Below are 25,545 nucleotides of genomic sequence, written 5' to 3' on the forward strand. Positions count from 1 at the left end.
GCTCCGGGCCGCCGGGCTCCGGGCCGCGGAGCCGCCGGGCTGCCGGGCTGCCGGGCTCCGGGCCACGGGGCTGTGGAGCCGCCGGGCCGCCGGGCTGCCAAGCTCCCGGGCTGTCGAGCTGCCTAGCCGCCTGGCCGCCGGGTTCCGGGCCGCGGGGCTGCCGGGCCGCCGGGCCGTCGAGCCGCCTGGCCGCCGAGCCGCTTCCGTCGTCCGGCGAGGCCGAGGTTGAGATGGTGCGTGGCCCGGCGGGGCCGCGCCGGGCCGCGCGCATCGATCGGCGTGGCGTTCGCCGCAGCCGATGCGCACCCGTACGCCCGCGCATCGGCTACGCGCGGGCCGCGCTCCGCCATCCGAGTGGAAACGCTGTGCGTCCTCTGGCCCATCTGACGTAGTCCCCTGCTTACTTGCAGATACCGACTGGTGGGTCGCCCATACCTCTGTCGGGGGACAGTCGGCTTGTCCGCTTGACGTAGGCAGGCCGACCGTATGGGCACCCCCAGGCAGAGGCCATGGCTCCGCGCGGCCTGTACCGCGCGGAGCCGGGCGGCTCATCCCCCTGCCAGCAGGAAAGGGCGGCCGCCTCCATGTCCACCACCACGGTGACCTCCACACCGAACCCCTCCGTCTTCGGTCAGTCCGTCACCTACACCGCCACCGTCACCGGTATCACCGCCGGGTCCGCTCCGTTCGGGGACGTGACCTTCGTCCTCGCCGGCGGTCCGACGCTGGGGCCCGTGACGCTCACCGCCACCGGGCCGGACTCCGGCACGGCCAGTGTCACCGACTCGTCGCTCGCCGTCGGCTCCCATCTGGTCACCGCCACCTTCGTCAACTCCACCGATCCGTTGGACAACTCCTCCGGCACGACGATCCAGCAGGTCAACCTGGCCGCGACCACCACCACCGTCTCGTCCGTCCCGCCCGCGCCGGTCTGCGGGCAGACCGTGACGCTGACCGCCCACGTGGCGGCCGTGCCCCCGGGCAGCGGCACCCCCACGGGGACGGTCACCTTCATCATCAGCGCCGACGGGCCCACGGTGACCGGAACCCTCGACGGCTCGGGGAACGCCTCCGTCACCGTCCCCGGCCTGGCCGTGGGTGCCCACCAGGTCGCCGCGTTCTACAGCGGCGACACCGACTTCGCCGCGTCCAACTCGCCATTGGTGCCGCTCACCGTCAGCCCGGCCTCCTCGACCACGACCCTCACGGTGTCCCCCGCCTCGCCGGTCTGCGGTGCGGCGGTGACCCTGTGCGCGCAGGTGGCGGTGGTGGCGCCCGGCACCTGTACCCCGACGGGCACGGTGACCTTCTCCGTGGCGGGCGGGCCGACGCTCACGGGCACGCTGGACGGAACCGGCCAGGCGTGCGTGACGACCAGTGCCATCCCGGTGGGTACGCATGCCGTGACGGCCACCTACGGCGGCAACGGGGATGTCGTGGGCTCCTCCGGCACCGGATCGGTCACGGTCGGCCAGGGAGTGTCGACCACATCGGTCACGGTGACACCGGCCGCTCCGGTCTGCGGTGAGGCGATCACCATCTGTGCGCAGGTGTCGGTGGCGCCGCCGAGCACCTGTACGCCCACGGGCACGGTGACGTTCGCGATCACCGGCGGCCCGACCCTGACCGGCACGCTGGACGGAACCGGCCAGGCATGTGTGACCACCAGCGCGCTGACGACCGGGTCGTACACCGTGACGGCCACGTACGGGGGCAGCGCGGATGTCGCGGGCTCCAGCGGCTCGGCGCCGATCACCGTGGGCCAGGGCACATCGGCCACCTCGGTGAGCGTCTCGCCCAGCCCGTCCGTCTGCGGTGAGCCGGTGACCATCTGCGCGGACGTGACCGTCGCGCCGCCGAGCACCTGCACACCCACCGGGAACGTGACGTTCACCGTCTCGGGCGGCCCGACCCTGACCGGCACGCTGAACGGGGCCGGTCAGGCATGCGTGACCACCAGCGCCATCCCGGTGGGCACGCACACCGTGACCGTCGTCTACGCGGGCGACACGAACATCACGAGTTCGACGGCCAGCACGCCGATCACGGTGAACCAGGCGGCCTCCACGACCGCCCTGACCGTCTCGCCCAACCCGGCGGTGTGCGGTCAGCCGGTCACTTTGTGCGCACAGGTCACCACGGTGGCGCCGGGTACCTGTACGCCGACCGGGACGGTGACGTTCGCGATCGCGGGCGGCCCGACGTTGACGGGGACGCTGGATGTGACGGGCCAGGCGTGTGTGACGACCGGTGCCTTGCCGGTGGGTACGCATGCGGTGACGGCTACGTACGCGGGCGACGCGGGTGTGGCGGGTTCGTCGGGTTCCGGCTCCGTCACGGTGGGGCAGGCCGCGTCGACGACCACGCTGTCCTTCCTGCCCAGCAACCCGGTGTGCGGCCAGCCGGTGACCCTGTGTGCGCAGGTGACGCCTGTGGCGCCGGGGACGTGTGTCCCGACGGGATCGGTGACGTTCACGGTCGCGGGCGGCCCGACGCTGACGGGGACGCTGGATGTGACGGGCCAGGCGTGTGTGACCACCAGTGCCATCCCGGTGGGTACGCATGCGGTGACGGCTACGTACGCGGGCGACGCGGGTGTGGCGGGTTCGTCGGGTTCCGGCTCGGTCACCGTCGGCCAGGCCGCGTCGACAACGACGGTGACGGTGTCGCCTGTTTCTCCGGTGTGCGGTCAGTCCGTGACGGTGTGCGCACAGGTCACCACGGTGGCGCCGGGTACCTGTACGCCGACCGGGACGGTGACGTTCGCGATCGCGGGTGGTCCGACGTTGACGGGGACGTTGGATGGGTCGGGTAAGGCGTGTGTGACGACTGGTGCGTTGTCGGTGGGTGCGCATGCGGTGACGGCTACGTACGCGGGTGACGCGGGTGTGGCGGGTTCGTCGGGTTCCGGTTCGGTCACGGTGGGTCAGGCCGCGTCGACGACGACGGTGACGGTGTCGCCGGTTTCTCCGGTGTGCGGTCAGTCGGTGACGGTGTGTGCGCAGGTGACGCCTGTGGCGCCGGGGACGTGTGTGCCGACGGGGTCGGTGACGTTCGCGGTCGCGGGTGGTCCGACGTTGACGGGGACGTTGGATGGGTCGGGTAAGGCGTGTGTGACGACTGGTGCGTTGTCGGTGGGTACGCATGCGGTGACGGCCACGTACGCCGGTGACGCGGGTGTGGCGGGTTCGTCCGGCTCCGGCTCCGTCACCGTCGGCCAGGCGAGCACCACCACCACGCTCACCTCCTCGCCGAACCCGTCCGCCCCCGGCCAGACCGTGACCTTCACCGCCACCGTGTCCGCGCTGCCGCCGGCGACGGGCACCCCGACCGGGACCGTCACCTTCCTGATCAGCGGTGGCCCCACCCTCACCGGCACGCTGAACGGCTCGGGACAGGCCACCGTCAGCACCAGCGCCCTCACCGCCGGACCGCACACGGTCGTCGCCACCTACGGCGGCGACGGCTGCTTCGCCGGTTCGACCTCACCGGCCATCGTCCAGACCGTGGTCGTGGCGGGGACCACGACCACCGTGACCGCCACCCCGGCCACCATCCGGCTGCGGTTCAACGGCACGCTGGTCATTCCGACCATGAGCGCGACGCTGAGGGACGCGTCGAACAACCCGCTCCCCGGCCGGACCATCACCTTCGTCGCCAACTCCGCGCTGGGCCCGATCACCCTGGGCAGCGCGGTCACCAACGCCAGTGGCACGGCGACGCTCAGCAACGTCACCGTGGATCCGACCGTCCTCACCGCCTCGACGTACACCGCCTCCTTCGCCGGCGCTCCGGGGCTGAGCCCGTCGTCGGGTTCGGCCTCGCTGACCTTCCAGCCGACGCCGATCCTCCCGTAACGCCCGGAGGTCGGCGGACACCTGGAGCAGACACAGCACACGGCAACAGACACAGGACACAGCCACACAGGACTCAGCCACACAGGACTCAGCCACACAGGACTCAGCCACACAGGACACAGGACGCAGCCACAGGAGACACCGCACGCCCGCGCCGGACCGCCGCACGGCGGCCCGGCGCGGGCCGCCGTGCGGACGCGGAGCCTCCACCCCGCCCACCGGCGTCACCACCGGTGGGCGCCCCATATGCTCATCCGCATGAGCGATGCAGCGCAGCTGGACCCCGAAGACCGCAAGATCATCACGCTGGCCCGCTCCGCGCGGGCCCGCAACTCCGTGGCGGAAGGTGCCGCCGTCCGCGACGAGACGGGGCGTACCTACGTCGCCGGCACCGTGGCCCTCGACTCGCTGAAGCTGAGCGCGCTGCGGACCGCCGTCGCCATGGCCGTGGCGAGCGGTGCCACGTCCCTGGAGGCCGCGGCCGTGGTGACCGAGGCCGAGAGCGCGTCCGAGGAGGACCGCGCGGCCGTACGGGACCTCGGCGGGGCCGGGACCCCGGTGCTGGTGGCCGGCCCCGACGGCGGCTTGCGGACCACCCTGCCGGCCTGACCCACCGCCATCGGCGGTCGCACGGGGCCGGGACGGCCTGGTCCGAACCGGTCGGGGGGATCGGGGAGAATGGGGTCCATGACTGCCCGTACCTCCCCGTCCTCGACCGAGCAGCGGGAGACTCCGCACCGCTCGGGCTTCGCCTGCTTCGTCGGCCGCCCCAACGCGGGCAAGTCGACCCTGACCAACGCGCTGGTGGGGACGAAGGTCGCGATCACCTCCAACCGCCCGCAGACCACCCGCCACACCGTCCGTGGCATCGTGCACCGCCCCGACGCCCAGTTGGTGCTCGTCGACACCCCCGGTCTGCACAAGCCGCGCACCCTGCTCGGCGAGCGGCTCAACGACGTCGTGCGCACCACCTGGGCCGAAGTCGACGTCATCGGCTTCTGTCTGCCCGCCGACCAGAAGCTGGGCCCCGGCGACCGCTACATCGCCACCGAGCTCGCGGGGATCAAGAAGACCCCCAAGGTCGCGATCGTCACCAAGACCGATCTGGTCGAGTCCGAGCAACTGGCCCAGCAGCTGATCGCCATCGACCGGCTCGGCAAGGAACTGGGCATCGAGTGGGCCGAGATCGTCCCGGTGTCGGCCGTCGGTGACCAGCAAGTGGGTCTGCTGGCGGACCTGCTGGTCCCGCTGCTGCCGGAGGGCCCGACGCTCTACGCGGAGGGCGACCTCACCGATGAGCCCGAGCAGGTCATGGTCGCCGAGCTGATCCGGGAGGCCGCGCTGGAGGGCGTACGGGACGAGCTGCCGCACTCCATCGCGGTGGTCGTGGAGGAGATGCTGCCCCGCGAGGGCCGCCCCGCGGACCGGCCGCTCCTCGACGTCCACGCCAACCTCTACATCGAGCGGCCCAGCCAGAAGGGGATCATCATCGGTCCCAAGGGACGCCGCCTGAAAGAGGTCGGCACCAAGTCCCGCAAACACATCGAGGCGCTTCTCGGTACGCCGGTTTTCCTGGACCTTCATGTGAAGGTGGCCAAGGATTGGCAGCGGGATCCGAAGCAGTTGCGGAAGCTGGGGTTCTGAGGTCGGCCCTTACGCCGGTCGGAGGCCGGCGCGGGCGCCCGAAGCCCGGGAGGCCGCCCGGGGCCGAGCGGTGCGAGGGCGGCAGAAGGAGGGGGCTCGAGGCGCTCCTCGGTACGCCGGTTTTCCTGGACCTTCATGTGAAGGTGGCCAAGGATTGGCAGCGGGATCCGAAGCAGTTGCGGAAGCTGGGGTTCTGAGGTCGGCCCTTACCGCCGGTCGGGGGTTCTGAGCCGCCCGGCGGACGCGTTGCCACCCGCCCCGGGCGACCGTGCCCGGGGCGGGCGCGCCCCGGCGGCCCGCACCCGCATCCCCCGCCGCGCTCCTATGCGCCCCGGCGCGCCCTCCGGCCCGTTACGCCCCCTCCTTCAGCACCGTCCGGATCAGTTCCCGCTGGGCGTCGCTCAGGTGGGGGTCCGCGGCGTGGATGGTGCGGCCGTCGACGGTGATCTCGTACTGGAAGCCGTCGGGGACCCCGCGCGGGGCCGTGGTGTGGCCGGTCTCGACGGCCTGATGGGCCAGGGCGTCCAGATGGGTGGCGTCGGGCCGGCCGGTGGTGTCCAGCTCGGCCCGGCGCTCGATTCCGGCGAATCCGCCGGTGCGGATGACGGAGATGCGCATGGCTCCATCACTACCCGATGGCGTGCCCTAGCGCGCGCCCGCGTGGGCCCGCAGATCGGTGATGCCCACCTGCGTCCATGCCTCCCGCACCGCCGCCTGCTCCTCGCCCTCGCCGTAGCGGGCGTGTGCCGCGGCCACCGTGAGCTGGGCGAAGTCGGCGAACTCCGCGTCGGAGGCCAGGTCGCCGCCGGTCAGCACGTCGTACCAGATCTGCCCGGCGCGCTCCCAGGCGTGGCCGCCCAGGGCGGTGGCGGCGAGGTAGAAGGCGTGGTTGGGGATGCCGGAGTTGATGTGGACGCCGCCGTTGTCCCGTGAGGTGCGGACGTAGTCGTCCATCGTGCCCGGCTGGGGGTCCTTGCCCAGCACATCGTCGTCGTACGCCGTGCCCGGGGCCTTCAGCGAGCGCAGCGCCACGCCGGTGACCCGCTCCGTCAGCAGCCCCGCGCCGATCAGCCAGTCGGCCTCCTCGGCGCTCTGGCCGAGCGCGTGCTGCTTGACGAGTGAGCCGAAGACGTCGGACATCGACTCGTTGAGCGCCCCGGACTGGCCGAAGTACTCGAGGTTGGCGGTGTACTGCGTGACGCCGTGGGTGAGCTCGTGGGCCATGACGTCGATCGGGATGGTGAAGTCCAGGAAGACCTCGCCGTCCCCGTCGCCGAAGACCATCTGCTCGCCGTCCCAGAAGGCGTTGTTGTAGTCCTCGCTGTAGTGGACGCTCGCGTTCAGCGGCAGGCCGGAGTCGTCGACCGAGCGCCGGCCGTACGCCTTCAGGAAGAGCTCGAAGGTCGCGCCGAGCCCGTCGTAGGCGCGGTTGACCGAGGCGTCCGCGCCCGCCTGGTCGCCTTCGCCGCGCACCTTGCTGCCCGGCAGCGTGGTCTTGTGCTGGGCGTCGTAGATGGTGCGCCGGGGCTTGTCGGAGGGGGCGGCGGCACGCGCGGCGGGGATTCCGCGCACGGTGGTGATCCGGCGGCGGGTGCGCTGCAGGGCGTCGTGCTCCAGGGTGCGGCGGGCGGGATCGGCCAGCGAGGCGTCCTCGGCGTGGGACAGCTTGTCGAGCACGTGCGGCGGCACGATCGTGCAGAAGGCGGTGCGGTGGGGTCCGGGGGCGGCGGTGCGGCGGTGACCGCGGGCAGAGGCGTTGGCGTCCATGGGGTCCATGGCTGGCAATGTCGCACCGCGTCGTACGGGTGTCACGCCTTGCGGTCATGATTGCTGAAATCGAGTGGAAGATGCGTATTCCTCCGCGAAGCATGCGCCGGTCCGCATGAGGCACATGTGCCGGTCCGCATGAGGCCCACGCGGCGGTCCGCGTGGCACATGCGCCGGTCCGCGTGAGGGCACATGCGCCGGGCCGCGTGAGGCCCACGCGGCGGTCCGGGTGAGGCATGTCCCGGTCCGTATAGTGATACGGGTCCGCCGTGTCCCGTCCGTCTCGGTTAGGCTGCTTCCCATCATGCGTTTCGGGCTGCTTCTTCTTAGCTGCCGCGGCGAGGGCCTGTAGTCGAAGGCCGACCCCCTCCCCGCGGAGTTCGGCGTTGCGGTGATCGCGCCCCGTCGGCCGCCCCCAGGACTTCCGCACAGCGGATCCGTCCAGCGGACAGCGGATCTACACAAGGAGCCCCGCGCACCATGACCCACTCCGATACGCCCGGCCATTCCGAGATCTCCGGCAACGCCGTCGGCCGTCCCACGCCCATCACCGCCGCGACCGTCACCCAGCGGCCCTCGGGCATGCCGATCCACAAGTACGGCCCCTACGAGGCCGTCGACATCCCGGACCGCACCTGGCCGAACAACCGCATCACCGCCGCCCCGCGCTGGCTGTCCACCGATCTGCGGGACGGCAACCAGGCGCTGATCGACCCGATGTCCCCGGTCCGCAAGCGCGCGATGTTCGACCTGCTGGTGCGCATGGGCTACAAGGAGATCGAGGTCGGCTTCCCCTCCTCCGGCCAGACCGACTTCGACTTCGTACGGTCGATCATCGAGGAGGGCGCGATCCCGGAGGACGTGACGATCTCCGTCCTCACCCAGGCGCGCGAGGAGCTGATCGAGCGCACCGTCGAGTCGCTGCGCGGGGCGCACAAGGCCACCGTGCACCTGTACAACGCCACCGCCCCCACCTTCCGCCGTGTGGTCTTCCGCGGCACCAGGGAGCAGGTCAAGCAGATCGCGGTGGACGGCACCCGGCTGGTGATGGAGTACGCCGACAAGATCCTCGGTGATGACACGGTCTTCGGCTACCAGTACAGCCCGGAGATCTTCACCGACACCGAGCTGGACTTCGCGCTGGAGGTCTGCGAGGGCGTCATGGACGTCTGGCAGCCCGAGGCGGGCCGAGAGATCATCCTCAATCTGCCGGCCACCGTCGAGCGCTCCACCCCCTCCACCCACGCGGACCGCTTCGAGTGGATGTCGCGCCATCTGTCCCGGCGCGAGCACATCTGCCTGTCGGTGCACCCGCACAACGACCGGGGCACCGCGGTCGCCGCCGCCGAGCTGGCGATCATGGCCGGGGCCGACCGGATCGAGGGCTGCCTGTTCGGGCAGGGCGAGCGCACCGGCAATGTCGACCTGGTGACGCTGGGCATGAACCTGTTCTCCCAGGGCGTCGACCCGCAGATCGACTTCTCGCAGATCGACGAGATCCGCCGCACCGCCGAGTACTGCAACCAGATGGAGATCCACCCGCGCCACCCCTACGCGGGCGATCTGGTCTACACCGCCTTCTCCGGCTCCCACCAGGACGCCATCAAGAAGGGGTTCGAGGCGCTGGAGGCGAGCGCCGCCGAGCAGGGCAAGACGGTGGACGAGATCGAGTGGGCGGTCCCGTACCTGCCCATCGACCCCAAGGACGTCGGCCGCTCCTACGAGGCCGTGATCCGGGTGAACTCCCAGTCCGGCAAGGGCGGCATCGCCTATGTCCTGAAGAACGACCACAACCTGGACCTGCCGCGCAGGATGCAGATCGAGTTCTCCAAGACGATTCAGGCCAAGACCGATGCCGAGGGCGGCGAGGTCACCCCGGACCAGATCTGGGCGGTCTTCCGGGACGAGTACCTGCCGACCGACGACAACCAGTGGGGCCGGATCGCGCTGCGCAGCGCGCAGACGTCCACCACCAGCGAGGGCACCGACGCGCTCACCGTCGAGGCGGTCGTGGACGGCGCCGAGACCGTGCTGACCGGCACCGGCAACGGCCCGCTGGCGGCCTTCTTCGACGCCCTGGCCGCGATCGACGTGGACGTACGGCTGCTGGACTACTCCGAGCACACCCTGAGCGAGGGCGCCGCCTCCCAGGCCGCCTCGTACATCGAATGCGCGATCGACGGGCAGGTGCTGTGGGGAGTCGGGATCGACGCCAACATCGTGCGCGCCTCCCTGAAGGCGGTCGTCTCGGCGGTGAACCGGGCGCGGCGGTGATCTTTCACCGGACGGGTCCGTCACCCCGTTGACCTGTCACCCACACGGGCCCCGTTCACCGCATGAGGTGGGCGGGGCCTCGGGTTTGGCCTGTTGTCTCCGTTCGGGGTACTGACGCCACATCATGGATGTGGCTAGCATCACGTCAACGCGGCAACGTGGCCGAAGCGTTATGGAGGTGTGACGTGGTGCACCGGCGAGCCCGCCGTGACCGTGACCTGTGTGTGGTAGGCGTACGCACGCTGTGGCGGACCGTCGGCGATGGTGAGTTCTTCTGCCCGGAGTGCGGAGGCGACCGCAATTACCGCCGCCGCACCGGCCGCCGCCGCATCGTGCTGCTCGGCCTGCCGCTGCTGCCGCGCGGACCGGTCGCCCCCATTGTCGAATGCGCCGCCTGCGACAGCCGTTACGGCATGGAGGTGCTCGACCACCCGACCACCACCCGCTTCTCGGCGATGCTCCGCGACGCGGTGCACACCGTGGCGCTCGCGGTCCTCGCCGCCGGCGGCACCGAGTCGGCGGCGGTCCGGCAGGTCGCGGTCGGCGCGGTGCGCGCCGCCGGGTTCGCCGACTGCGGTGAGGAGCAGCTGCTCGCCCTCATCGAGGCGCTCGCCGCCGACACCGGGCGGCTCCCGGGCGCGGGCAGCGGTGAGCGCGACGGCCTGGACCCGTGCGGTACGGCGCTCGCCATCGAGCTGCACGAGTCCCTGGAGCCCCTGGCACCGCATCTGGCCCCCACCGGCCGGGAGGCCGTCCTGCTGCAGGGCGCCCGGATCGCCGTGGCCGACGGGCCGTACCGGCCGGCCGAGCGCGCGGTCCTGGAGACGGTCGGCCGGGCGCTGATGATCTGCCCCGACGACACGGCCCGGCTGCTGGCCGCGACACGGGCGGCGTTCTGACGTTCAGGTGCTCAGGTCACCGGGCACCGTTGGGCTTCCGTGCGCAAGGAGCTCTACGAGGGCGACAGGGTCGAGTACGCGGTGACACAGGGACCGAAGGGGCCGCAGGCGGAGAACGTCGTTCGGCAGAAGTAACGATGCGGGAGCATATCTAGGGGCTCCGCACCGACCGTGAGGTCACTGGGACGGAGCCTCGGCGCTGATCCGCCGAAGCGACCGGGCAGGACATCGGGAGCCGTGTACCTGTGCTGACGCCAGCTCAAACTGCACGTGTCGCCGGGTCGACGCGCCTGCGCCCTGGAGGGTCACGCAGCGGCCGCCCCACTTCACGCGGCTTTGCAGGGTGACCTTGGCCTGGACGAGGGCGAGGTAGGGCAGGATGACCCACCATCACAGGTCCCAGGAGCTCATCGGCTCTCCTTGGCGCTCATGAATGCTCTCGTGGTCGGGTAGGGGAGCGACGCCGGTTGCCCGGGCGCGGGCTGGCGATCCAGTCCGGTCTGTTCTGGTGGCCCGAAAGGTTCCAGGCCGACCTGTTCGCCCGGTGGTCCCTCGACGGCCAGCCTGCCCCAGGCGTCGCGCTCACGCCGGGTTGGTTCGGGCAGGCGGCCGCAGAGCGTGTCGAGGACGCCGGCGTAGGGGGTGGAGTGTTCGTGGAGGGCTTGGCGGAGGAGTTCGAGGCCGGCGTGGCACTGCAGGAGGATGCGGTGGCCGCGGAACTGGCTGCCGCCATCCGACGGGGCGAAGCCCGGCAGGGGTGGCGGAGCCGCCGACAGCTGGTCCTCGTCGTGGGCGGCGAGATCGGCCACCCCGCCGGGATAGTCCAGGGAGCAGTGCTGAGCCATCAGCGCGCCGCTGCCCTCGGCATGCACCTTGGGGATGTACGAAGCCATCTCCCCCACCGACGGCGGCTACTTCTTCGCCCTGTCCTCGCTCTCGCGGGTCTGCTCGCGGTCATGGCCTCTGGGTGACCCGGTGCACGAAAGCGGGCGGCAGGTTCGCCCACACCGTCTTCGAACGTTCCAAGCGGTCGAAACGGCAGGCCAGTTCGGCGGTGAAGTGGCGGGCAGGCGGGGTCCAGGCCGCGTGCAGGTAGGCGAAGGTGGTGAACCGGCCACCGGGCGCGAGGACTGCGGTCACGGCATCCAGGATGTACCCGCGCTGGTTCTGCGGCATGACCGTCCACGGCAGCCCGGAGACCACCGCGTCGACCGGTCCGCCGACCACGACGGCCAGCTCGGCCGCCGAACCCTGCACCACGGTCAGCCGTGTGTCGCGCCGGGTGGCCGACAGCCGGGCGGCGAGCACCGGGTTGAGCTCGACGGCGACGAGCCGTGCGTCGGAGGCGAGCCGGGCGAGGATCGCGTCGGTGAACACCCCGGTCCCCGGGCCGAGCTCGACAACGGTCCGGGCCTGCTCCAGGCCGATGCCCTCGGTCATCGCGTACGCCAGTCGTCGTGAACTGGCCGCCACGGCACCGGTCATGAGGGGCCGTCTGAAGAACTCTGTGGTGATCGACATGGCGGCCATGGTGGAAACGCCCCGGGTGGCCGCACGTCGTATCCCCGGCCGGTGTCCGTACGACTGCGGGAGGACCCCGTGACGCCCGCCAGGACGATGCCGGGGAGCGGGCCCCGGCCGTAGCGTGAGGCGGTGCACCGGCTGATTGAGACCCTGCCCCGCCTGCGGCGCGGACATCCGTGGCTGACGGACCTGCTGCTGGTCGTGCTGGTTGCCGTGCCCCCGGTGATCCGCCCGCAGCCGGGCTGGCGGCCGGTCTGGGTGCAGGCGGTCGTGTACGCCGCTCTGGTGCTGCCGCTGCTGTGGCGCCGCCGCCGGCCGGTGCTCGTCGCGGCCCTGGTGGCGGCCGGGTTCTGGGCGCAGTACCTCGGGCAGGTGTGGGGACAGGAACCGGGACGCGGCGCCGTCGCCCTGGCCGCGGTCCTGGCCACCCTCACGGTACGCGGCCTGCGCCGGGCCGCCGCAGCGACGGTGATCTGTGCCGCCGGCTGCGTCGTGCTGTGGATTCCCGCCTGGCAGCGCGACTACGGGGGCCCGGGTGCCCGCGGTGCCTGGCCCACCCCGCTCGCCGTGGGGCTCCTGCTGGCCGGGGCCTGGGTGTTCGGCGAGTACGTCCGTGCCCGGCGCGCCTATATCGCCGAGTTCGAGCGGCGGGCCGCGCTCGCCGAGTCGGAACGCCTCGCCCTGGCCCGGGTCGCCGTCGCCGAGGAGCGGGCTCGCATCGCCCGCGAGATCCACGACGTCCTCGCACACAGCGTGAGCGTGATGGTGCTGAACGCCGAGGGCGGCAGGCTGATGCGGCACGCCGACCCCACGGTCGTCGACCGCACCCTTGGCGTCATCAGCGCGACCGGCCGCGACGCCCTGGACGAACTGCGCCGACTGCTGGAGGTGCTGCGCACCCCCGACGAGGACGCCCCGGCCGGCAGCCCCGGGGCCGGGCCCGATCATGGTGGGGCCGGTGAGTCCCTCTCGGCCGATCTGCGGCGGCTGGTCGGGCGCCTCAACACGAACGGCACGCGCGCCCGGCTGGACCTTCGCGGAGAGCCAGGCGGCCTTCCGGCGGATCTCACCGTGCAGACGTACCGCATCGTGCAGGAAGCGCTCACCAACGTCGTCAAGCACGCGCCGCCGGACGCAACGGTCCATGTACGGGTCGACACTGGTACCGACGGGCCGGGGCGGCTGGTCCTCGTCAGGGTGGAGAACTCGGCCGGAGCGGGAGCCGTCCCGGAGCACCCCGCCCGACTGCTCTCCTGCGGTCACGGACTAACCGGCATGCGCGAACGCACCGCCCTGTACGGCGGGAGCGTCGACGCCGGACCCACACCCGACGGGGGCTACCGAGTCACCGCCTCCTTGCGCCCCACCAAGCCCGAGCCCACCACGGCGACCCCATGACCAGCCCGGCCCCCGCTCCGTCGTCGTCCCGGGTGCTGATCTGCGACGATCAGGAGCTGATCCGGATGGGACTGCGCATGGTCATCGACAGCCAGCCCGACCTCACCGTGGTGGGCGAGGCCGCCGACGGGGATGCCGCGATCACCGGCGTGGCCGCCCTGGAACCGGACCTCGTCCTGATGGACGTACGCATGCCCGGCCTGGACGGGCTCGCCGCGACCGAACACCTCTGCGCGCAGCCCCACGGGCCCCGCATCCTCGTCGTCACCACCTTCGACCTCGACGAGTACGCCTACGCGGCCCTGCGCGCCGGCGCGAACGGCTTCCTCGTCAAGGACGCCCCCGCCGAGGAGATCCTGGTAACCGTCCGGGCGGTACTGCGGGGGGAGGTCATGGTGGCGCCCTCACTCACCCGGCGCCTGGTCGAACGCTTCGTCCTGCAATCCCCCACGTCCGTGCCCGCCCAGCGCAGCCGCCTGGCCGCGCTCACCGACCGGGAACGGGAAGTCCTCGCCCTGGTCGCCCGAGGGCTGGCCAACGGCGAGATCGCCGACCGCCTCTTCGTCGGGGAGACGACCGTCAAGACCCACCTCGGCCGCATCCTGACCAAACTCGGCCTCCGTGACCGTATCCACGCAGTGATCTTCGCCTACGAAAGCGGGCTGATACAGGCCGGGGACTGAACAGCGACGGGCACAGCGTCAGACTGCCCGCATCGCCGTGTTCCCAGAACTACCTGCGGTGGGTCCCGCGTTCCTCTCCGCTCCGGGAGCCAGCAGCCGGCGGATGCGCTCGTACTCGGCCGCCATCTCCAGTGTGGCGAGGATGTCGTCGAGGTCGGCGGAGACCTCGTGGTCGATGTCCTCGATGGAACGGATGGCGAGTTCGTAGACCTCGCCGCGCCGGTTCTGCTTCAGGTAGCTCTTCCAATGCGCCAACGCGCCGATGGCGGTGAGGACTCCGGGGTCCAGATCGTCATCGACCAAGATGCCGTCATAGATCGTCGCAAGCTCGTCGTGCAGCTCGGCAGCGCTGATCGTCAAGACGTTCGCGCAGGCGGTGGCCAGTGCCGCCCGGGCCTCTTCGGTGAGTTCGTCCTCAGCCGCACCGCGCAGCAGCTCCGGCCGCACCAGACGAGTGACCGTCTCCTCACCGAAGGCACGAACGCCACCCTCGGTGGCCCCGACGACCAGCCGCAGAACGTCCGCCTCAAGCTCGCCGTAATCCACGACCACAGCCTAAGCGGGGTGCCACCGAGACCTGGACCGAGGGTCGACGGGAAGAGCCCGAGGCCGTGATGCGCTCGGGTTCACCCGCACCGACGGGCGACGGCATCGCGGCAGCATCGCCACAGTGTTTCGCCCCTCCGGGTCAGGACGCTGTGGCGGAGCGGGTGTTCTGCGCGAAGACCGGCTCCACCGTTTCCAGCTGCTGCCTCGTTCCGGAGGAGGTCGGGACCGCTAGGCCGTTGTTGGCTACGAGGGGCACAGGGCAGCGGTCATCAGGGCGAGGGCCGCGGGGCTGGCGTCGGCGTCGGTGCCCCAGTCCGTCCAAGCCACGGTGACCTGGCGGGTGCCGTCGAGTGTGTGGAAGGAGATGGTGCGGTAGCCGGGAGTGCCGCCGCCGTGGCCCACGATCGTGCCGCAGGGGAGCGTGGCGATCTCCAGGCCGAGGCCCCAGCCGCCGCTGGTGTCGGCGGTCATCTCGCGCAGCTCAGCCGGGCGCAGGAGGCTGCCGCTGAGCAAGGTTCGGAAGAAGCGGTCGAGGTCGGCGGTGGTGGAGATGATCTCACCCGCAGCGCCGGCGACGGACATGTTTACGGTGGTGAAATCCACCGGGACGAGTGTCCCGTCCGCTTTCTCCACCGGTTCGTAGCCGTGGGAGTGGGGCCCGGTGATGAAGGGAGAGGAGCCCGGCAGGCGGGTGTCCCGGAGTCCGAGGGGCCGGATGATGCGCTGGTCGATCTCGGTGCGGTACGAGCGGCCGGTGACCTTTTCGATGATCATGCCGAGCACGATGTAGTCCGTATTGGAGTAATGGTGATCGGTGCCCGGCGGGAACAGCAGAGGGCGGTCCCGGTTGCCGTCCTTGACGGCACGTCGGACCAGCTCGGCCGGTGTCCAGGTGCGGAAGCGGTCACGGGGGGCGTCGCCGTCGAGCAGTCCGTCCGTGTACTCGGGCAGGCCGCTGGCGTGCTGGAGCAGGTCCCGGACCGTGATCCGGTCGCCTCCGAGGGCGGGAACGAGGCCGGGGAGCCACCGCTCGGCGGTGTCGGACAGACGTAGCCGCCCCTCCCCCACCAGTTGGAGCACCACGGTGGCGGTGAACGTCTTGGTGACGCTTCCGGCGCGGAAGCGGCCGTTGGCGGGGGCCGGTTGCCGGCCGTTGAGCCTGGACTTGCCGCTGCTGCCGCGCCATACGGCGTCGCCCTGCCGGACCTCGGCGACCGCGCCGATCGCTCCGGTTGCCGTCACCCGGTCCAGCGCCGCCTGCAACGCGCTTCCGTCCGGTGCCACGGCGGGCGGCGCGGCGACCGCACCGCCCGCCGTGGGAACCAGCGCGCACACCGTCAGCAGTGCCAACGCCCCGAATCGTGAGCCCCTCATCGTTCTCCCGCCCTCGCTGTTCCCTGTGATCCCCGTCGTACTGGCGTGGACGATGGTGCCCGTCCACGCCAGTACGACGAATCCACCCCGGGAACGAAGGGGTTTCCCGGAACAACGGATCCGGCCACCCCGACGCCGGGATCGGGGGTTCCCCTGGCCTCACCGCGATCGACCCGCCGGCCTGGATGCGTCTCCTGCTGCGGGACGGCGAACTCGCGGCTGCCGGACCGAGGAAGCTCCGCTACCGGCTGCTGCACGTCACCGCACGCCTCACCCGCGACGGCCGCCGACTGCGCCTGCGGATATCGGCGACCTCGCCACAGCCTTCCACCGCCTCGCCGCACTTGCCCCGTCCCGCCGACTGACCGGCAAACCCCTGCTCGCCCACGACCCGAAAGACCTTGGAGAACCCGACCACCGCGCCGGGACGCCGCCATGCCCAAGCGGTGAAAACACCCCGCCCACGCGCCAGTCGACGATCAACGACGTCTCATCACCCCAACCGAAAAGCCGGGATAGTCTGCCGGAATGGAGGTCGTCGAGCGGTCGCCCGCCGTCGGCGTGGGGCAATGAACGGCTTCGCGGGGCACGTGTGGGGCCTCTCCCTCGTCGCGGCGGTCTGCGCGCTGATCATGGTCCATCTGCTGGCCGTACGCACGACCGCCGGTTCCTCCCTCACGGGAGCCGTCGTGCTCACGCTGGCCGTCGCCGCGCTCCCCGCCGTACGCGGTGAACCGCCGCACTACGTGGCGGGGGTCGCGCTGACGGCCGGTGGGGTGGTGGCGGTCGTCTGGGCGACGGGCCGCTCCCGCCGGCACCGGTCGGCCCGCCGGTCCGCGCTGGCGGACTACGAGGCCGGCACGGCGGCGGTCCCGCTGTTCGCCGCGCTGGCGGAACGGGACCGGCTGGCGGCGGAGCTGCACGACGTGGCCGCGCATCGGCTGACCGGGATCGTGGTGGCCGCGGGCGCCGCGCTCAGGCTCGCCGACCGGGAACGGACCGGTGACGCGCTGCGCCACGCCGACGAGGCGGGCCGGGAGGCCGTCCGCGAACTGGAGCGCCTCACCGAGCTGGACGCGACCGCGGCCGGCTTCGCCGAGGTCGACGCGCTGGCCGCCGCGCACTCGGTGGACTACCGGCGCACGGTCGACAAGGCACCGCCGGGCAGTACGGAAGCGACGTACCGGGTCGTCCGGGAGGCGTTGACCAACGCGGCCCGGTACGCCGAGGGCGCGACAGTGCGCGTCCGGATCGAGCCGACGGACGACCGGGACAAGCCCGTACGGGCCGGCGGCGATCACCTGTTCGTCGTCACCGTCACGGACGACGGCGGTACGGCCGTCGAGCCGGGCCTCGGGACCGGGCGCGGTCTCGCGGGGCTGGCGGCCACGGTCACCGCGACGGGCGGGACGTTCCGCGCGGGACCCGTGAGGCAAGGCCGTCGAGAGGGCTGGAGCGTGCGGGCCTCGCTGCCTGCGGCCACGGTTCTTCCCCTCCGCCGGTGGCCCTTGTGGCGTGGGACGGCCGCGCTCGACTACGCGCTGGTGGCCCTGGCGATCGCGCTGTCGCTCGGCGCGAGCCTGCTGTCGGCCGACGTACCAGCTCCGTTCGGCGGCCTGCTGCCCGCGCTGGTGACCATCGTGCTGTCGGGCCTGCACGCCGTGCCGCTGGCCTGGCGCTCACGGGCGCCCGGCCGCGCGCTCGCGGCGGTGCTGTCGGCGCTGCTGCTGTGGTGGGCCTGCGACCGGACGGGCTGGACCCAGCCGCCGGTGAGCGACATCTTCCTGGTGTACGGGTGGGTCGAGCTGACGCTCGTCCACAGCGTCGGAGTGCGTCTGCCGTGGCGCCGAGGCCTGTTCGCGCCGCTCGCCGTGGCCGCCGTGGGCGGGCTCGCGCTGGCGAGCGGCAGCGGCATCACCGGCAGCCGTACGGCGGCCTGGGCCGTACTGGCGGGCGTGCTGGCCGTCCCCGCCCTCGCCGTCTGGTCGTGGGGGCGCCGGACCGCCCGGCGGTATGAGCGGCTGCGGGCCGCGGACACCCGGCGGCGGGTCCTGCTCGACGGGGACGCCGATGCGGCGGTGTCCGCGCAGCGTCTGCTGTTCGCCACCGGGCTGCGGGAAACGGCGCTCCGGCACGCGCGGGCGGTCGTCGCCGCAGCGGAGGAGGGGGACCTGCGGGCCGTGCGGGAAGAGGCCCGCGCCGGACTGACCGCTCTGCGGGACCTGCTGTCCGGGCTGCGCGCAGGGGACGACACCGACGACGCCCCTCCGCCCACCGTCTCCGGGATCACCGCGCTGGCCGCGCGCTACGGCGCCGTCGTCCGGTACGTCGGAGCACGCCGTCCGCTGCCCGCCGCCGTGGAGGTCTTCGCGTACCGGACCGCCTCCGCGCTCATTGCGGTGGGCGTCACCCTCACCGTGCGCACGCTCACCGACGGCGTGGAGGTTTCCGGTCCGGCACCCGCCGTTCCCGCGGTGGAGCGGCGGCTGCGCGCCCTCGCGGACGCCGCCGGCGGTACCCTCTCGACGACCGACCGCGGTGCGGTACGCGTATGGCTCCCGGAGGCGTTCCCATGGCGATCAGAGTGACCGTCGCGGACGACCAGGCCGTCGTACGGGCCGGGATCGCGGCGATCCTCGACGCGGAACCCGACCTGTGCGTCGTCGGGCAGGCGGCGGACGGCGACACGGCGGTCGAACTCGCGCTGTCGGCGCGGCCGGACGTCGCGCTGATGGATGTCCGGATGCCGGGGATCGGCGGGCTCGCGGCGACCGCCGCGATCACCGAACGCAGCCCCGCGACCCGTGTTCTGGTGCTCACCACCTTCGGTCTCGACGAGTACCTGTTCGCCGCGCTGCGCGCCGGGGCCGCCGGTTTCCTGCTCAAGGACGCCGAGCCGGAGCGGGTGATCGACGCGGTACGGGTGGTCCACGGGGGCGCCGCGCTGCTCGATCCGGCGGTCACCCGCACGCTGATCGACCGGTTCACGGACGGGCCCGGTCCGCTCGACACGGCCCGGCTCGACCTGCTCACCCCACGCGAGACGGAGGTGCTGCGGCAGGTCGCGCGGGGGCTGTCCAACGCGGAGATCGCGGCGGTGCTGGGGGTGAGTCCGCCCACCGTGAAGGACCATGTCTCCGTCCTCCTCGGCAAGCTCGGCGTACGCGACCGGGTGCAGGCGACGATCGCCGCGTACGAGACGGGGCTGATCCGGCCGGGCAGCGGGCCGTGAGGTGAGTCGGCACCCCGCCGTGAGGTGGGGGTGACACCCCGCCGCCAGGCGGCCCTCGCACGCGGCGGGACCGTCCCTGAGCTGGACGGATCGCCCGCGTCGGCTTCCTAGTCTCGAAGGCATGTCACGCATACTTCTCCACCGTGTCGCCGGCGGGGTCCTGCTGTTCCTGGCGCTCTTGCTGACCCCTGCCGTGGCGGTGGCCGGTTTCCTCGGCGCGGCGTTCGCCACCGCGAGCGTGCCGGTCCTGGTCATCGTCGGTCTCGTCTGCGGCGCCGTGGTCGGCGGACTGCTGGGCCGGGCGGCGTTCGCCCTGTTCGGCCTCGACCGCCGCCCGGCCCTGCGGGCGTCCGCGTTCCTCACGGTCGGCCTGACCGCGGCCGTCGCCGTCCTCGCCGCCGTCACCGTCCTCCATCCGATGCCCACCACGACGGCCGCCTCCGCCCCGCCCGGCGTGCGGTTCTGGGATCTGCCGACCGGTTCACGCATCGCCTACGTCCACACCCCCGCCACAGGCAAGGCCAGACCGACCCCGGTGATCTTCCTGCACGGCGGTCCTGGCACCCCCGGCGAGGGCGTCCACACCGGGGGCCGTGAACTCGCGGCGGACGGCTTCGACGTCTACTCCTACGACCAGCTCGGCGCCGGCCGCTCCACCCGGCTGCGGGACGTCACCGGATACACCGTCGCCCGACAGGTCGCCGACCTGGAAGCGATCCGGCGCACACTCGGCGCCGACCGGATCACCCTGGTCGGCCAGTCCTGGGGCGGATCACTCACCGCCCAGTACCTGGCCGCCCATGGCGAGCACGTCGCCAAAGCGGTCTTCACCTCGCCGGGCGCGCTGTGGGGCCGTCAATACCCCGGCTCCAAGGCCGGGCAACCCTGGAACCGCCTCTCTCCCGACCAGAAGGCCCGGCTCGACCGGCTGAACAGCGCACCCCGCATCATCGCGGCGAGCCTGCTCCTCCAGATCAACCCCGGCGCCGCGCACGCGCTGGTCGGCGACCGCGAGGTCGACCACTGGATGCACGAAGTCGCCCTCCAGGGAAAAGACAGCACCTCGTGCGAGGGCGCTTCGCCCACCACGGCGCACGACAACCCTCAGGGCTTCTACAGCAACCAGATGACCGTCAGGGACTTCGAGCAGCTCCCCGACCCCCGGCCCCGTCTGCGCACCCTGCACGTCCCCTCTCTGATCATGCGAGGGGAATGCGACTTCATCAAGCCCGCCGTGACCGCCGAGTACCAACACACCCTCGCAGGCTCCGAGTTGGTGACCGTCCAGGGAGCCGGACACTCCATCTCAGGTGAACAGCCCGGCCGCTACACCGCACTGCTGCGGGCCTTCCTCCTGGACGAACCGCTGCCGACGGGCACCGGCTGAGTCGGAACCTGGATCGGCTCACGGACGTCCCCACCCCCGCCGGGCCGACACCTCGCCAGATCGGTGTTCCCGCGACGGCAACATCACTGTCGATCGTCGACGTCCGGCAGGGCAAAAGACGGGAGATGCTTGACAAAGCCGATTCCACAGAACCGGGCGAACCGGCAACCCCAGGGTTCGAACATGTTCGTACGATCGGGTTATGACTGCGAGAAGAGAGCCGATCAGCCGTGAGCGTCCGGCGAAGCCCGCCCTGTCCCGGCGCTGCATTGTGGACACCGCCGTGCGGATCATGCGGGCGGAGGGGCTGGGGAAGGTCACGATGCGCCGCCTGGCGCAGGAGCTGGACACCGGCCCGTCGTCGCTGTACGTGTACGTCGCCAACACTGCCGAGTTGCATGCGGCCGTCCTGGATTCCCTGCTCGGCGAGGTCGACCTGACCGGGCGGGACGGCGGTGGGGACTGGCGCGAGCAGCTCCGCGCCGTCATGACGTCGTACACCCAGGTGCTGTTCGAGCACCCGCAGCTCGCGCGGGCCGCACTCGTCGCCCGCCCGAGCGGCGAGAACTACCTGCGCCTGGTGGAGCGCATCCTCGACCTCCTCTCGCAAAGCGGCGCCGGCCGCGAGCAGGTCGCCTGGGGGGTGGACAAACTGCTCCAGGATGGGACAGCAACCGCTGCCGAGCATTCGACGCGTGAGCACGACCTCGCCTCCGGGGACGACTGGAACGCCACCGTGCGGGCGCTGCACGCCGTGGACGCCAGCACACATCCGGCGATCACCGCGCACATGCCCGCCCTGATCGACGGCTCGGTGCCGGACAGGATCCGCTGGAGCTTCGACGTCCTCGTCAACGGCATCACCCACACACCCGTCCCGGGCGCAGGGGACTGAGCCTGAGGCCGGGCGGCCCGCCCGGGCGGCGGATGCGGCTTGGGAACGCGCGTTTTCCTCGCCGCCTGCCCGCGCTCTGACGAACTTGTTCGTAACGAACGTGTTCGGTACGGTGAGGGGGTGGCCGAGGCATCCCTTGCCGCCCCGTCGCCCACGCCGCCCCTGCACGGAGCCCTTGCGGCGTCGGCGGCGATGACTCGGCGCACCGAGGCGTTTTCCCCTACTGCTTTCGGAGGCCCCCATGAGCACCCGTCATTTCCCGATAGCGATCATCGGGGCAGGTCTCGGCGGCCTGACCGCCGCCCGCGTCCTGCACGTCAACGGCATCGAGTCGGCGATCTTCGAGCTGGAGGCGTCGGCGGCGGCCCGCACGCAGGGCGGGATGCTCGACATCCACGAGGAGAACGGCCAGAAGGCCCTGCACGCCGCCGGCCTCCACGACGACTTCCTCAAGCTCGTCCACGAGGGCGGTCAGGCCATGCGCCTGCTCGGCCCCGACGGCACGGTGCACGTGGCCGAGGAGGACGACGGCACCGGCAGCCGGCCGGAGGTGGACCGCGGCGACCTGCGTGACCTGCTGCTCGACTCCCTGCCCGACGGCGCGATCCACTGGGGCCGGAAGGTCACCGGGGCCCGGGCGCTGGACGACGGGCGTCACGAGGTGACGTTCGCCGACGGCTCGGCCATCACCACCGATCTCCTGATCGGCGCGGACGGCGCCTGGTCCCGGATTCGGCCGCTGGTCTCCAGCGCCTGGCCCGCCTACACCGGCATCTCCTTCGTCGAGACCGACCTGTTCGACGCCGACACTCGCCACCCGCGCAGCGCCGCGGTCATCGGCGGCGGGTTCTTCATCGCCCTGGGACACGAGCGCGGTGTCCTCGCGCACCGGGAGACCGACGGCAGTCTCCACGTCTACACGGCTCTCAAGGCCGACGAGGGCTGGCTGGACACGGTCGACTTCACCGACCAGGCCGCTGCCAAGGCCGCGGTCCTCGCCCACTTCGAGGACTGGGACGAGGGCCTGCGCGGCCTGGTCGCCGACGCGGACACGATCACCCCGCGCCGTATTCACGCCCTGCCCGTCGGCCACCGCTGGGACCGGGTCCCGGGCGTGACGCTGCTCGGTGACGCCGCCCACGTGATGTCCCCCTTCGCCGGGGAGGGCGCCAACCTGGCCATGCTCGACGGCGCCGAACTCGCCCTGACCATCGCGGCCCACCCCGGCGACACCGAAGCCGCCCTGGCCGCGTACGAGGAGGCCCTCTTCCCGCGCAGCGAGGAGTCCGCCGCCGAGTCCGCCGCCAACCTGGACACCATGTTCGGCGAGCGCGGCCTGGAGCAGATGGTCGCCCTCTTCACCTCCGGCCCGGCAGCCCAGTGAGGCCAGCGCTTACGGCCGCCGCGCCCTCAGCCACCGAGCACCCTGCATCCAGGAGGAGGAACTCATGACCGCACCCCTGCAGCGCGCCATCCCCGTACGGCCCGGCCTCGACCTCGAAGTGCGCGAGGCCGGCACCAGCGGCAGCCCGGTCCTCGTCCTGCACGGCGGCCCCGGCCCCTCCAGCATCACGCCCCTGATCGACCACCTCGCACCGGATCACAGGGTGGTCGCGCCCACCCATCCGGGCTGGGAGGGCACCGTACGGCCCGACGATCTGGACTGCGTGCCCGCACTCGCCGCTGCCTACCTGGACCTGCTCGGCCACCTCGGGTGGAACGACGTGACGGTGATCGGCACGTCCTTCGGCGGCTGGGTGGCCACCCAGACCGTCCTGGATGACCGCGAGGGCCGGATCTCCCGGCTCGTCCTCATGGACGCCATCGGCCCCGTCATACCCGGCCGGCAGATCACCGTGCCCGCCGGGCCACCGGCTGCGGCGCCCAGAGCGCCGCAGGGCGGACCGTCCGCGCAGTCGATGGCCGCCATGCGCGCCTACGCAGGCCCGGCCATGGCAGACGCCAGCATGCTGCCCCGCCTTTCCACCGTCACCTGCCCGGTCCTGGTGATCTGGGGCGCCGACGACCCAGTCGTCACCCCGGACTTCGGCCGCGCCTACGCCGCGGCGTTCGGCCACGCACGGTTCGAACTCATCCCCGGTGCAGGACACCTGCCCATCCGCGAGGAGCCCGAGGCGGTCTTCACCGCTCTGGACTCCTTCCTCGCCCCCCGGGCCTCGGCCGCCGGCCACTGAACCCTGCCCTTGGTTCCCCGTCTGCGAGCCGGCGCCGGCATCGCCCTTCGGCAAGCGGGCGCCCATGGGACTCATCACGCGCGGTCGCAGACCGACCGCGCGGGGGCGGGGAACCGACCGTCCCTTTCATCCACCGGAGGCACGATGACGAAGATCGCGATCATTCTCGGCAGCACCCGCACCGGACGCGCCGGCGAACGCGTCGCACAGTGGGTCCTGGAGCAGGCCCGAAAGCGCGGCGACGCCGACTACGACCTGATCGACCTCGCCGAGGTCGACCTGCCACAGATCGACGAACCGTTCCCGCCCGCCATGGGCCGCTACACCCACCCCCACACCCAGCAGTGGGCCACGACCGTCGCCGCCTACGACGGCTACGTGCTCGTCACCCCCGAGTACAACCACTCCTTCCCCGGCGTGTTGAAGAACGCCCTCGACCGCGTCCACGCCGAGTGGAACAACAAGGCCGTCGGCCTTGTCTCCTACGGCGTCGACGGCGGCGTGCGCGCCGTCGAGGCGCTGCGCCCGGTCCTGGGCGCCCTGCAGCTCGCGGACGTCTCCGCGACGGTCACCTTGAACCTGCGCACCGACTTCGCCGACTTCGGCGCCACGTTCACCCCCGGCGACCACCAAGGCCCCGCCCTGACGGCGATGCTCGACCAGCTCCTGCCCTGGAGCAACGCCCTCGCCCAGACCCGCAACAGCGCAGCCCCGGCACTTTCCTGAAGCACCTCCCGCACGACCTCCTCTCTCACGACGGCCCCGGCCCGCAGCCCACTTCGCACGCCAGTCAAGAGCTGCGCTTTGCCCGCGAGCAGGGCCGCGACACCGGCCACGCTGCGGCTCACACACGCGCCCCGCTCCCGGGGAGCCGCAGCACGGATGAAAGGTCGACCATGACCGACTACCGGATGGACCAGACACTCACCCTCGGACCCGTCACGCTGACGGTGGCCGACCTGGAACGCAGCGTGCGCTACTACACGCAGGTCGCAGGCTTCCGCCTCCTCGACCGCCAGCCACAGCGAGCACAACTGGGCGTGGAAGGACAGGTGCTGGTCGACCTCCACGAGGTCGCCGGGGCCATCGCGCCGCCCCGGTCGAGCCCGGGGCTCAGCCACTTCGCCCCGCTCGTGCCCACCAGGGCGGACGTGGCCCGCTTCACCCAGCGGCACCTCGACGCAGGATTCGACGTCGACCTGCGCGACCACGTCGTGAGCCACTCGTGCTACGTCACCGATCCCGACGGCCACACGATCGAGGTGACCTGGGCCTGCCCGCAGGAACAATGGCAATGGACCGACGAGGGCCTGCCCGTCATGGTCGCCACACCGATCGCTGTGCAGGACCTTCTCGACGAACCCGGCGCGAGCACGCCCGCACCCCTGCCGGCCGAGACGCAAATGGGGCACGTCCAACTCAAGGCGACCGACGCCGCCCTCACCCGCACCAGGCCGTTCTACCGCGACCTGCTGGGCCTGGAGATCTACGCCCGCCTGGGAGACGGGTTCATCGGCGTCGGCGTGAGCGACTACCGCAGCCTCCTCGTCCTCACCACCCGGTTCAGCCCGCACGGAGGCACGCCCGCAGGAGCCGACACCGCCCGGCTCACCTGCGTCGACCTGCTCCTCACCAACTCGGAGGCGATCGAGCAACTGGCCGAACGTCTTACTGCCGCTGGCCACCCGCACCAGCGCACGGGAACCAGCCTGACCACACACGACCCCTCCGGGAACCCGCTGCGTTTCTCCGTACACAACACCGCGAAACCGGCATCCAGGACGGACACGTAGCACCCGCCCCGCGCACTGATCGGCGGCCTGCACAGGCGCATCATGCAGGCTGCCGATGCGCCGCCACGCCGCGA

23 protein-coding genes and 1 pseudogene are annotated in these 25,545 nt (G+C 71.9%); 18 read left to right on the top strand and 6 right to left on the bottom strand.

The window, feature by feature from the left end; translation table 11 throughout:
• Positions 1–584 precede the first annotated feature (584 nt).
• The 4 genes and pseudogenes from AXW62_RS14545 to AXW62_RS42815 all read left to right on the top strand — a co-directional run.
• Entirely contained in the window at positions 585–3,857 is a 3,273-nt protein-coding gene (locus AXW62_RS14545; protein WP_079115624.1) for a beta strand repeat-containing protein, read from the top strand.
• Between the two features lie 246 nt (positions 3,858–4,103).
• Entirely contained in the window at positions 4,104–4,466 is a 363-nt protein-coding gene (locus tag AXW62_RS14550) for a cytidine deaminase-like protein (RefSeq protein WP_030835470.1), read from the top strand.
• A 69-nt stretch (positions 4,467–4,535) separates the two neighbouring features.
• Positions 4,536–5,501, top strand: coding sequence for a GTPase Era (gene era / locus AXW62_RS14555; RefSeq protein ID WP_102865609.1), 966 nt, complete (start codon positions 4,536–4,538; stop codon positions 5,499–5,501).
• An 86-nt stretch (positions 5,502–5,587) separates the two neighbouring features.
• Positions 5,588–5,698 (top strand): annotated as a pseudogene (locus AXW62_RS42815) (GTPase Era); the annotation flags it as partial.
• Positions 5,699–5,852: 154 nt separating this feature from the next.
• On the opposite strand, the gene AXW62_RS14560 reads toward AXW62_RS42815, so the two are convergent.
• On the bottom strand, positions 5,853–6,119 hold the full coding sequence (locus AXW62_RS14560) for a protealysin inhibitor emfourin (protein WP_060944907.1): 267 nt from the start codon (positions 6,117–6,119) through the stop codon (positions 5,853–5,855).
• A gap of 27 nt (positions 6,120–6,146) precedes the next feature.
• Positions 6,147–7,268, bottom strand: a complete 1,122-nt coding sequence (locus AXW62_RS14565) for a M4 family metallopeptidase (protein ID WP_079105860.1) — start codon at positions 7,266–7,268, stop codon at positions 6,147–6,149.
• Between the two features lie 480 nt (positions 7,269–7,748).
• On the opposite strand from AXW62_RS14565, the gene leuA reads away from it, so the two are divergent.
• The 3 genes from leuA to AXW62_RS47110 all read left to right on the top strand — a co-directional run bounded on the left by leuA (position 7,749) and on the right by AXW62_RS47110 (position 10,576).
• Positions 7,749–9,542: a 2-isopropylmalate synthase gene (gene leuA / locus AXW62_RS14570; protein WP_060944908.1), complete on the top strand. Its 1,794-nt coding sequence runs from the start codon at positions 7,749–7,751 to the stop codon at positions 9,540–9,542.
• 185 nt (positions 9,543–9,727) lie between these two features.
• Positions 9,728–10,441 carry a TerB family tellurite resistance protein gene (locus tag AXW62_RS14575; protein WP_030835455.1) on the top strand — a complete coding sequence of 238 codons (714 nt, stop codon included), beginning with the start codon at positions 9,728–9,730 and terminating at the stop codon, positions 10,439–10,441.
• 39 nt (positions 10,442–10,480) lie between these two features.
• Entirely contained in the window at positions 10,481–10,576 is a 96-nt protein-coding gene (locus tag AXW62_RS47110; protein WP_078962129.1) for a cold-shock protein, read from the top strand.
• A 272-nt stretch (positions 10,577–10,848) separates the two neighbouring features.
• Here AXW62_RS47110 and AXW62_RS45790 read toward each other — a convergent pair whose 3' ends face one another.
• Entirely contained in the window at positions 10,849–11,334 is a 486-nt protein-coding gene (locus AXW62_RS45790) for a hypothetical protein (protein ID WP_244503154.1), read from the bottom strand.
• Positions 11,335–11,395: 61 nt separating this feature from the next.
• Positions 11,396–11,962 carry a class I SAM-dependent methyltransferase gene (locus tag AXW62_RS14585; protein WP_060944948.1) on the bottom strand — a complete coding sequence of 189 codons (567 nt, stop codon included), beginning with the start codon at positions 11,960–11,962 and terminating at the stop codon, positions 11,396–11,398.
• 132 nt (positions 11,963–12,094) lie between these two features.
• Between AXW62_RS14585 and AXW62_RS14590 the strand changes: the two genes are divergently transcribed.
• Both AXW62_RS14590 and AXW62_RS14595 read left to right on the top strand, forming a co-directional pair.
• Entirely contained in the window at positions 12,095–13,363 is a 1,269-nt protein-coding gene (locus tag AXW62_RS14590; protein WP_060944910.1) for a sensor histidine kinase, read from the top strand.
• A complete protein-coding gene (locus tag AXW62_RS14595) occupies positions 13,360–14,046 on the top strand; it encodes a response regulator (RefSeq protein ID WP_060944911.1) in 687 nt (228 codons plus the stop codon). Before AXW62_RS14590 ends, AXW62_RS14595 begins: the two co-directional genes overlap by 4 nt.
• Positions 14,047–14,064: 18 nt before the next feature.
• On the opposite strand, the gene AXW62_RS14600 is transcribed toward AXW62_RS14595, so the two are convergent.
• A complete protein-coding gene (locus AXW62_RS14600) occupies positions 14,065–14,592 on the bottom strand; it encodes a hypothetical protein (RefSeq protein ID WP_060944949.1) in 528 nt (175 codons plus the stop codon).
• Between the two features lie 246 nt (positions 14,593–14,838).
• Positions 14,839–15,945, bottom strand: coding sequence for a serine hydrolase domain-containing protein (locus tag AXW62_RS14605; protein ID WP_159060879.1), 1,107 nt, complete (start codon positions 15,943–15,945; stop codon positions 14,839–14,841).
• A 209-nt stretch (positions 15,946–16,154) separates the two neighbouring features.
• Between AXW62_RS14605 and AXW62_RS43930 the strand changes: the two genes are divergently transcribed.
• The 9 genes from AXW62_RS43930 (at position 16,155) to AXW62_RS14645 (ending at position 25,471) form a co-directional block, all read left to right on the top strand.
• Positions 16,155–16,334: a hypothetical protein gene (locus AXW62_RS43930; RefSeq protein WP_067079376.1), complete on the top strand. Its 180-nt coding sequence runs from the start codon at positions 16,155–16,157 to the stop codon at positions 16,332–16,334.
• Between the two features lie 204 nt (positions 16,335–16,538).
• Complete coding sequence (locus AXW62_RS14610) at positions 16,539–18,557, top strand: ATP-binding protein (protein ID WP_060944913.1); 2,019 nt, start codon at positions 16,539–16,541, stop codon at positions 18,555–18,557.
• Complete coding sequence (locus AXW62_RS14615; RefSeq protein WP_030826499.1) at positions 18,542–19,201, top strand: response regulator; 660 nt, start codon at positions 18,542–18,544, stop codon at positions 19,199–19,201. The genes AXW62_RS14610 and AXW62_RS14615 overlap by 16 nt, the downstream gene beginning before the upstream one ends.
• 121 nt (positions 19,202–19,322) lie before the next feature.
• On the top strand, positions 19,323–20,588 hold the full coding sequence (locus tag AXW62_RS14620; protein WP_060944914.1) for an alpha/beta fold hydrolase: 1,266 nt from the start codon (positions 19,323–19,325) through the stop codon (positions 20,586–20,588).
• 202 nt (positions 20,589–20,790) lie between these two features.
• The gene (locus tag AXW62_RS14625; RefSeq protein ID WP_060944915.1) at positions 20,791–21,483 is read left to right on the top strand and encodes a TetR/AcrR family transcriptional regulator; all 693 of its coding nucleotides are present in this window, start codon (positions 20,791–20,793) and stop codon (positions 21,481–21,483) included.
• 241 nt (positions 21,484–21,724) lie between these two features.
• On the top strand, positions 21,725–22,867 hold the full coding sequence (locus AXW62_RS14630; protein ID WP_060944916.1) for an FAD-dependent oxidoreductase: 1,143 nt from the start codon (positions 21,725–21,727) through the stop codon (positions 22,865–22,867).
• A gap of 64 nt (positions 22,868–22,931) precedes the next feature.
• Entirely contained in the window at positions 22,932–23,678 is a 747-nt protein-coding gene (locus tag AXW62_RS14635; RefSeq protein WP_060944917.1) for an alpha/beta fold hydrolase, read from the top strand.
• Positions 23,679–23,822: 144 nt separating this feature from the next.
• On the top strand, positions 23,823–24,404 hold the full coding sequence (locus AXW62_RS14640) for an NADPH-dependent FMN reductase (RefSeq protein WP_060944918.1): 582 nt from the start codon (positions 23,823–23,825) through the stop codon (positions 24,402–24,404).
• A 170-nt stretch (positions 24,405–24,574) separates the two neighbouring features.
• A complete protein-coding gene (locus AXW62_RS14645; protein ID WP_060944919.1) occupies positions 24,575–25,471 on the top strand; it encodes a VOC family protein in 897 nt (298 codons plus the stop codon).
• Positions 25,472–25,545 lie beyond the last annotated feature (74 nt).

It is taken from the genome of Streptomyces hygroscopicus subsp. hygroscopicus (assembly GCF_001553455.1).
Taxonomy (GTDB): Bacteria; Actinomycetota; Actinomycetes; order Streptomycetales; family Streptomycetaceae; genus Streptomyces; species Streptomyces hygroscopicus.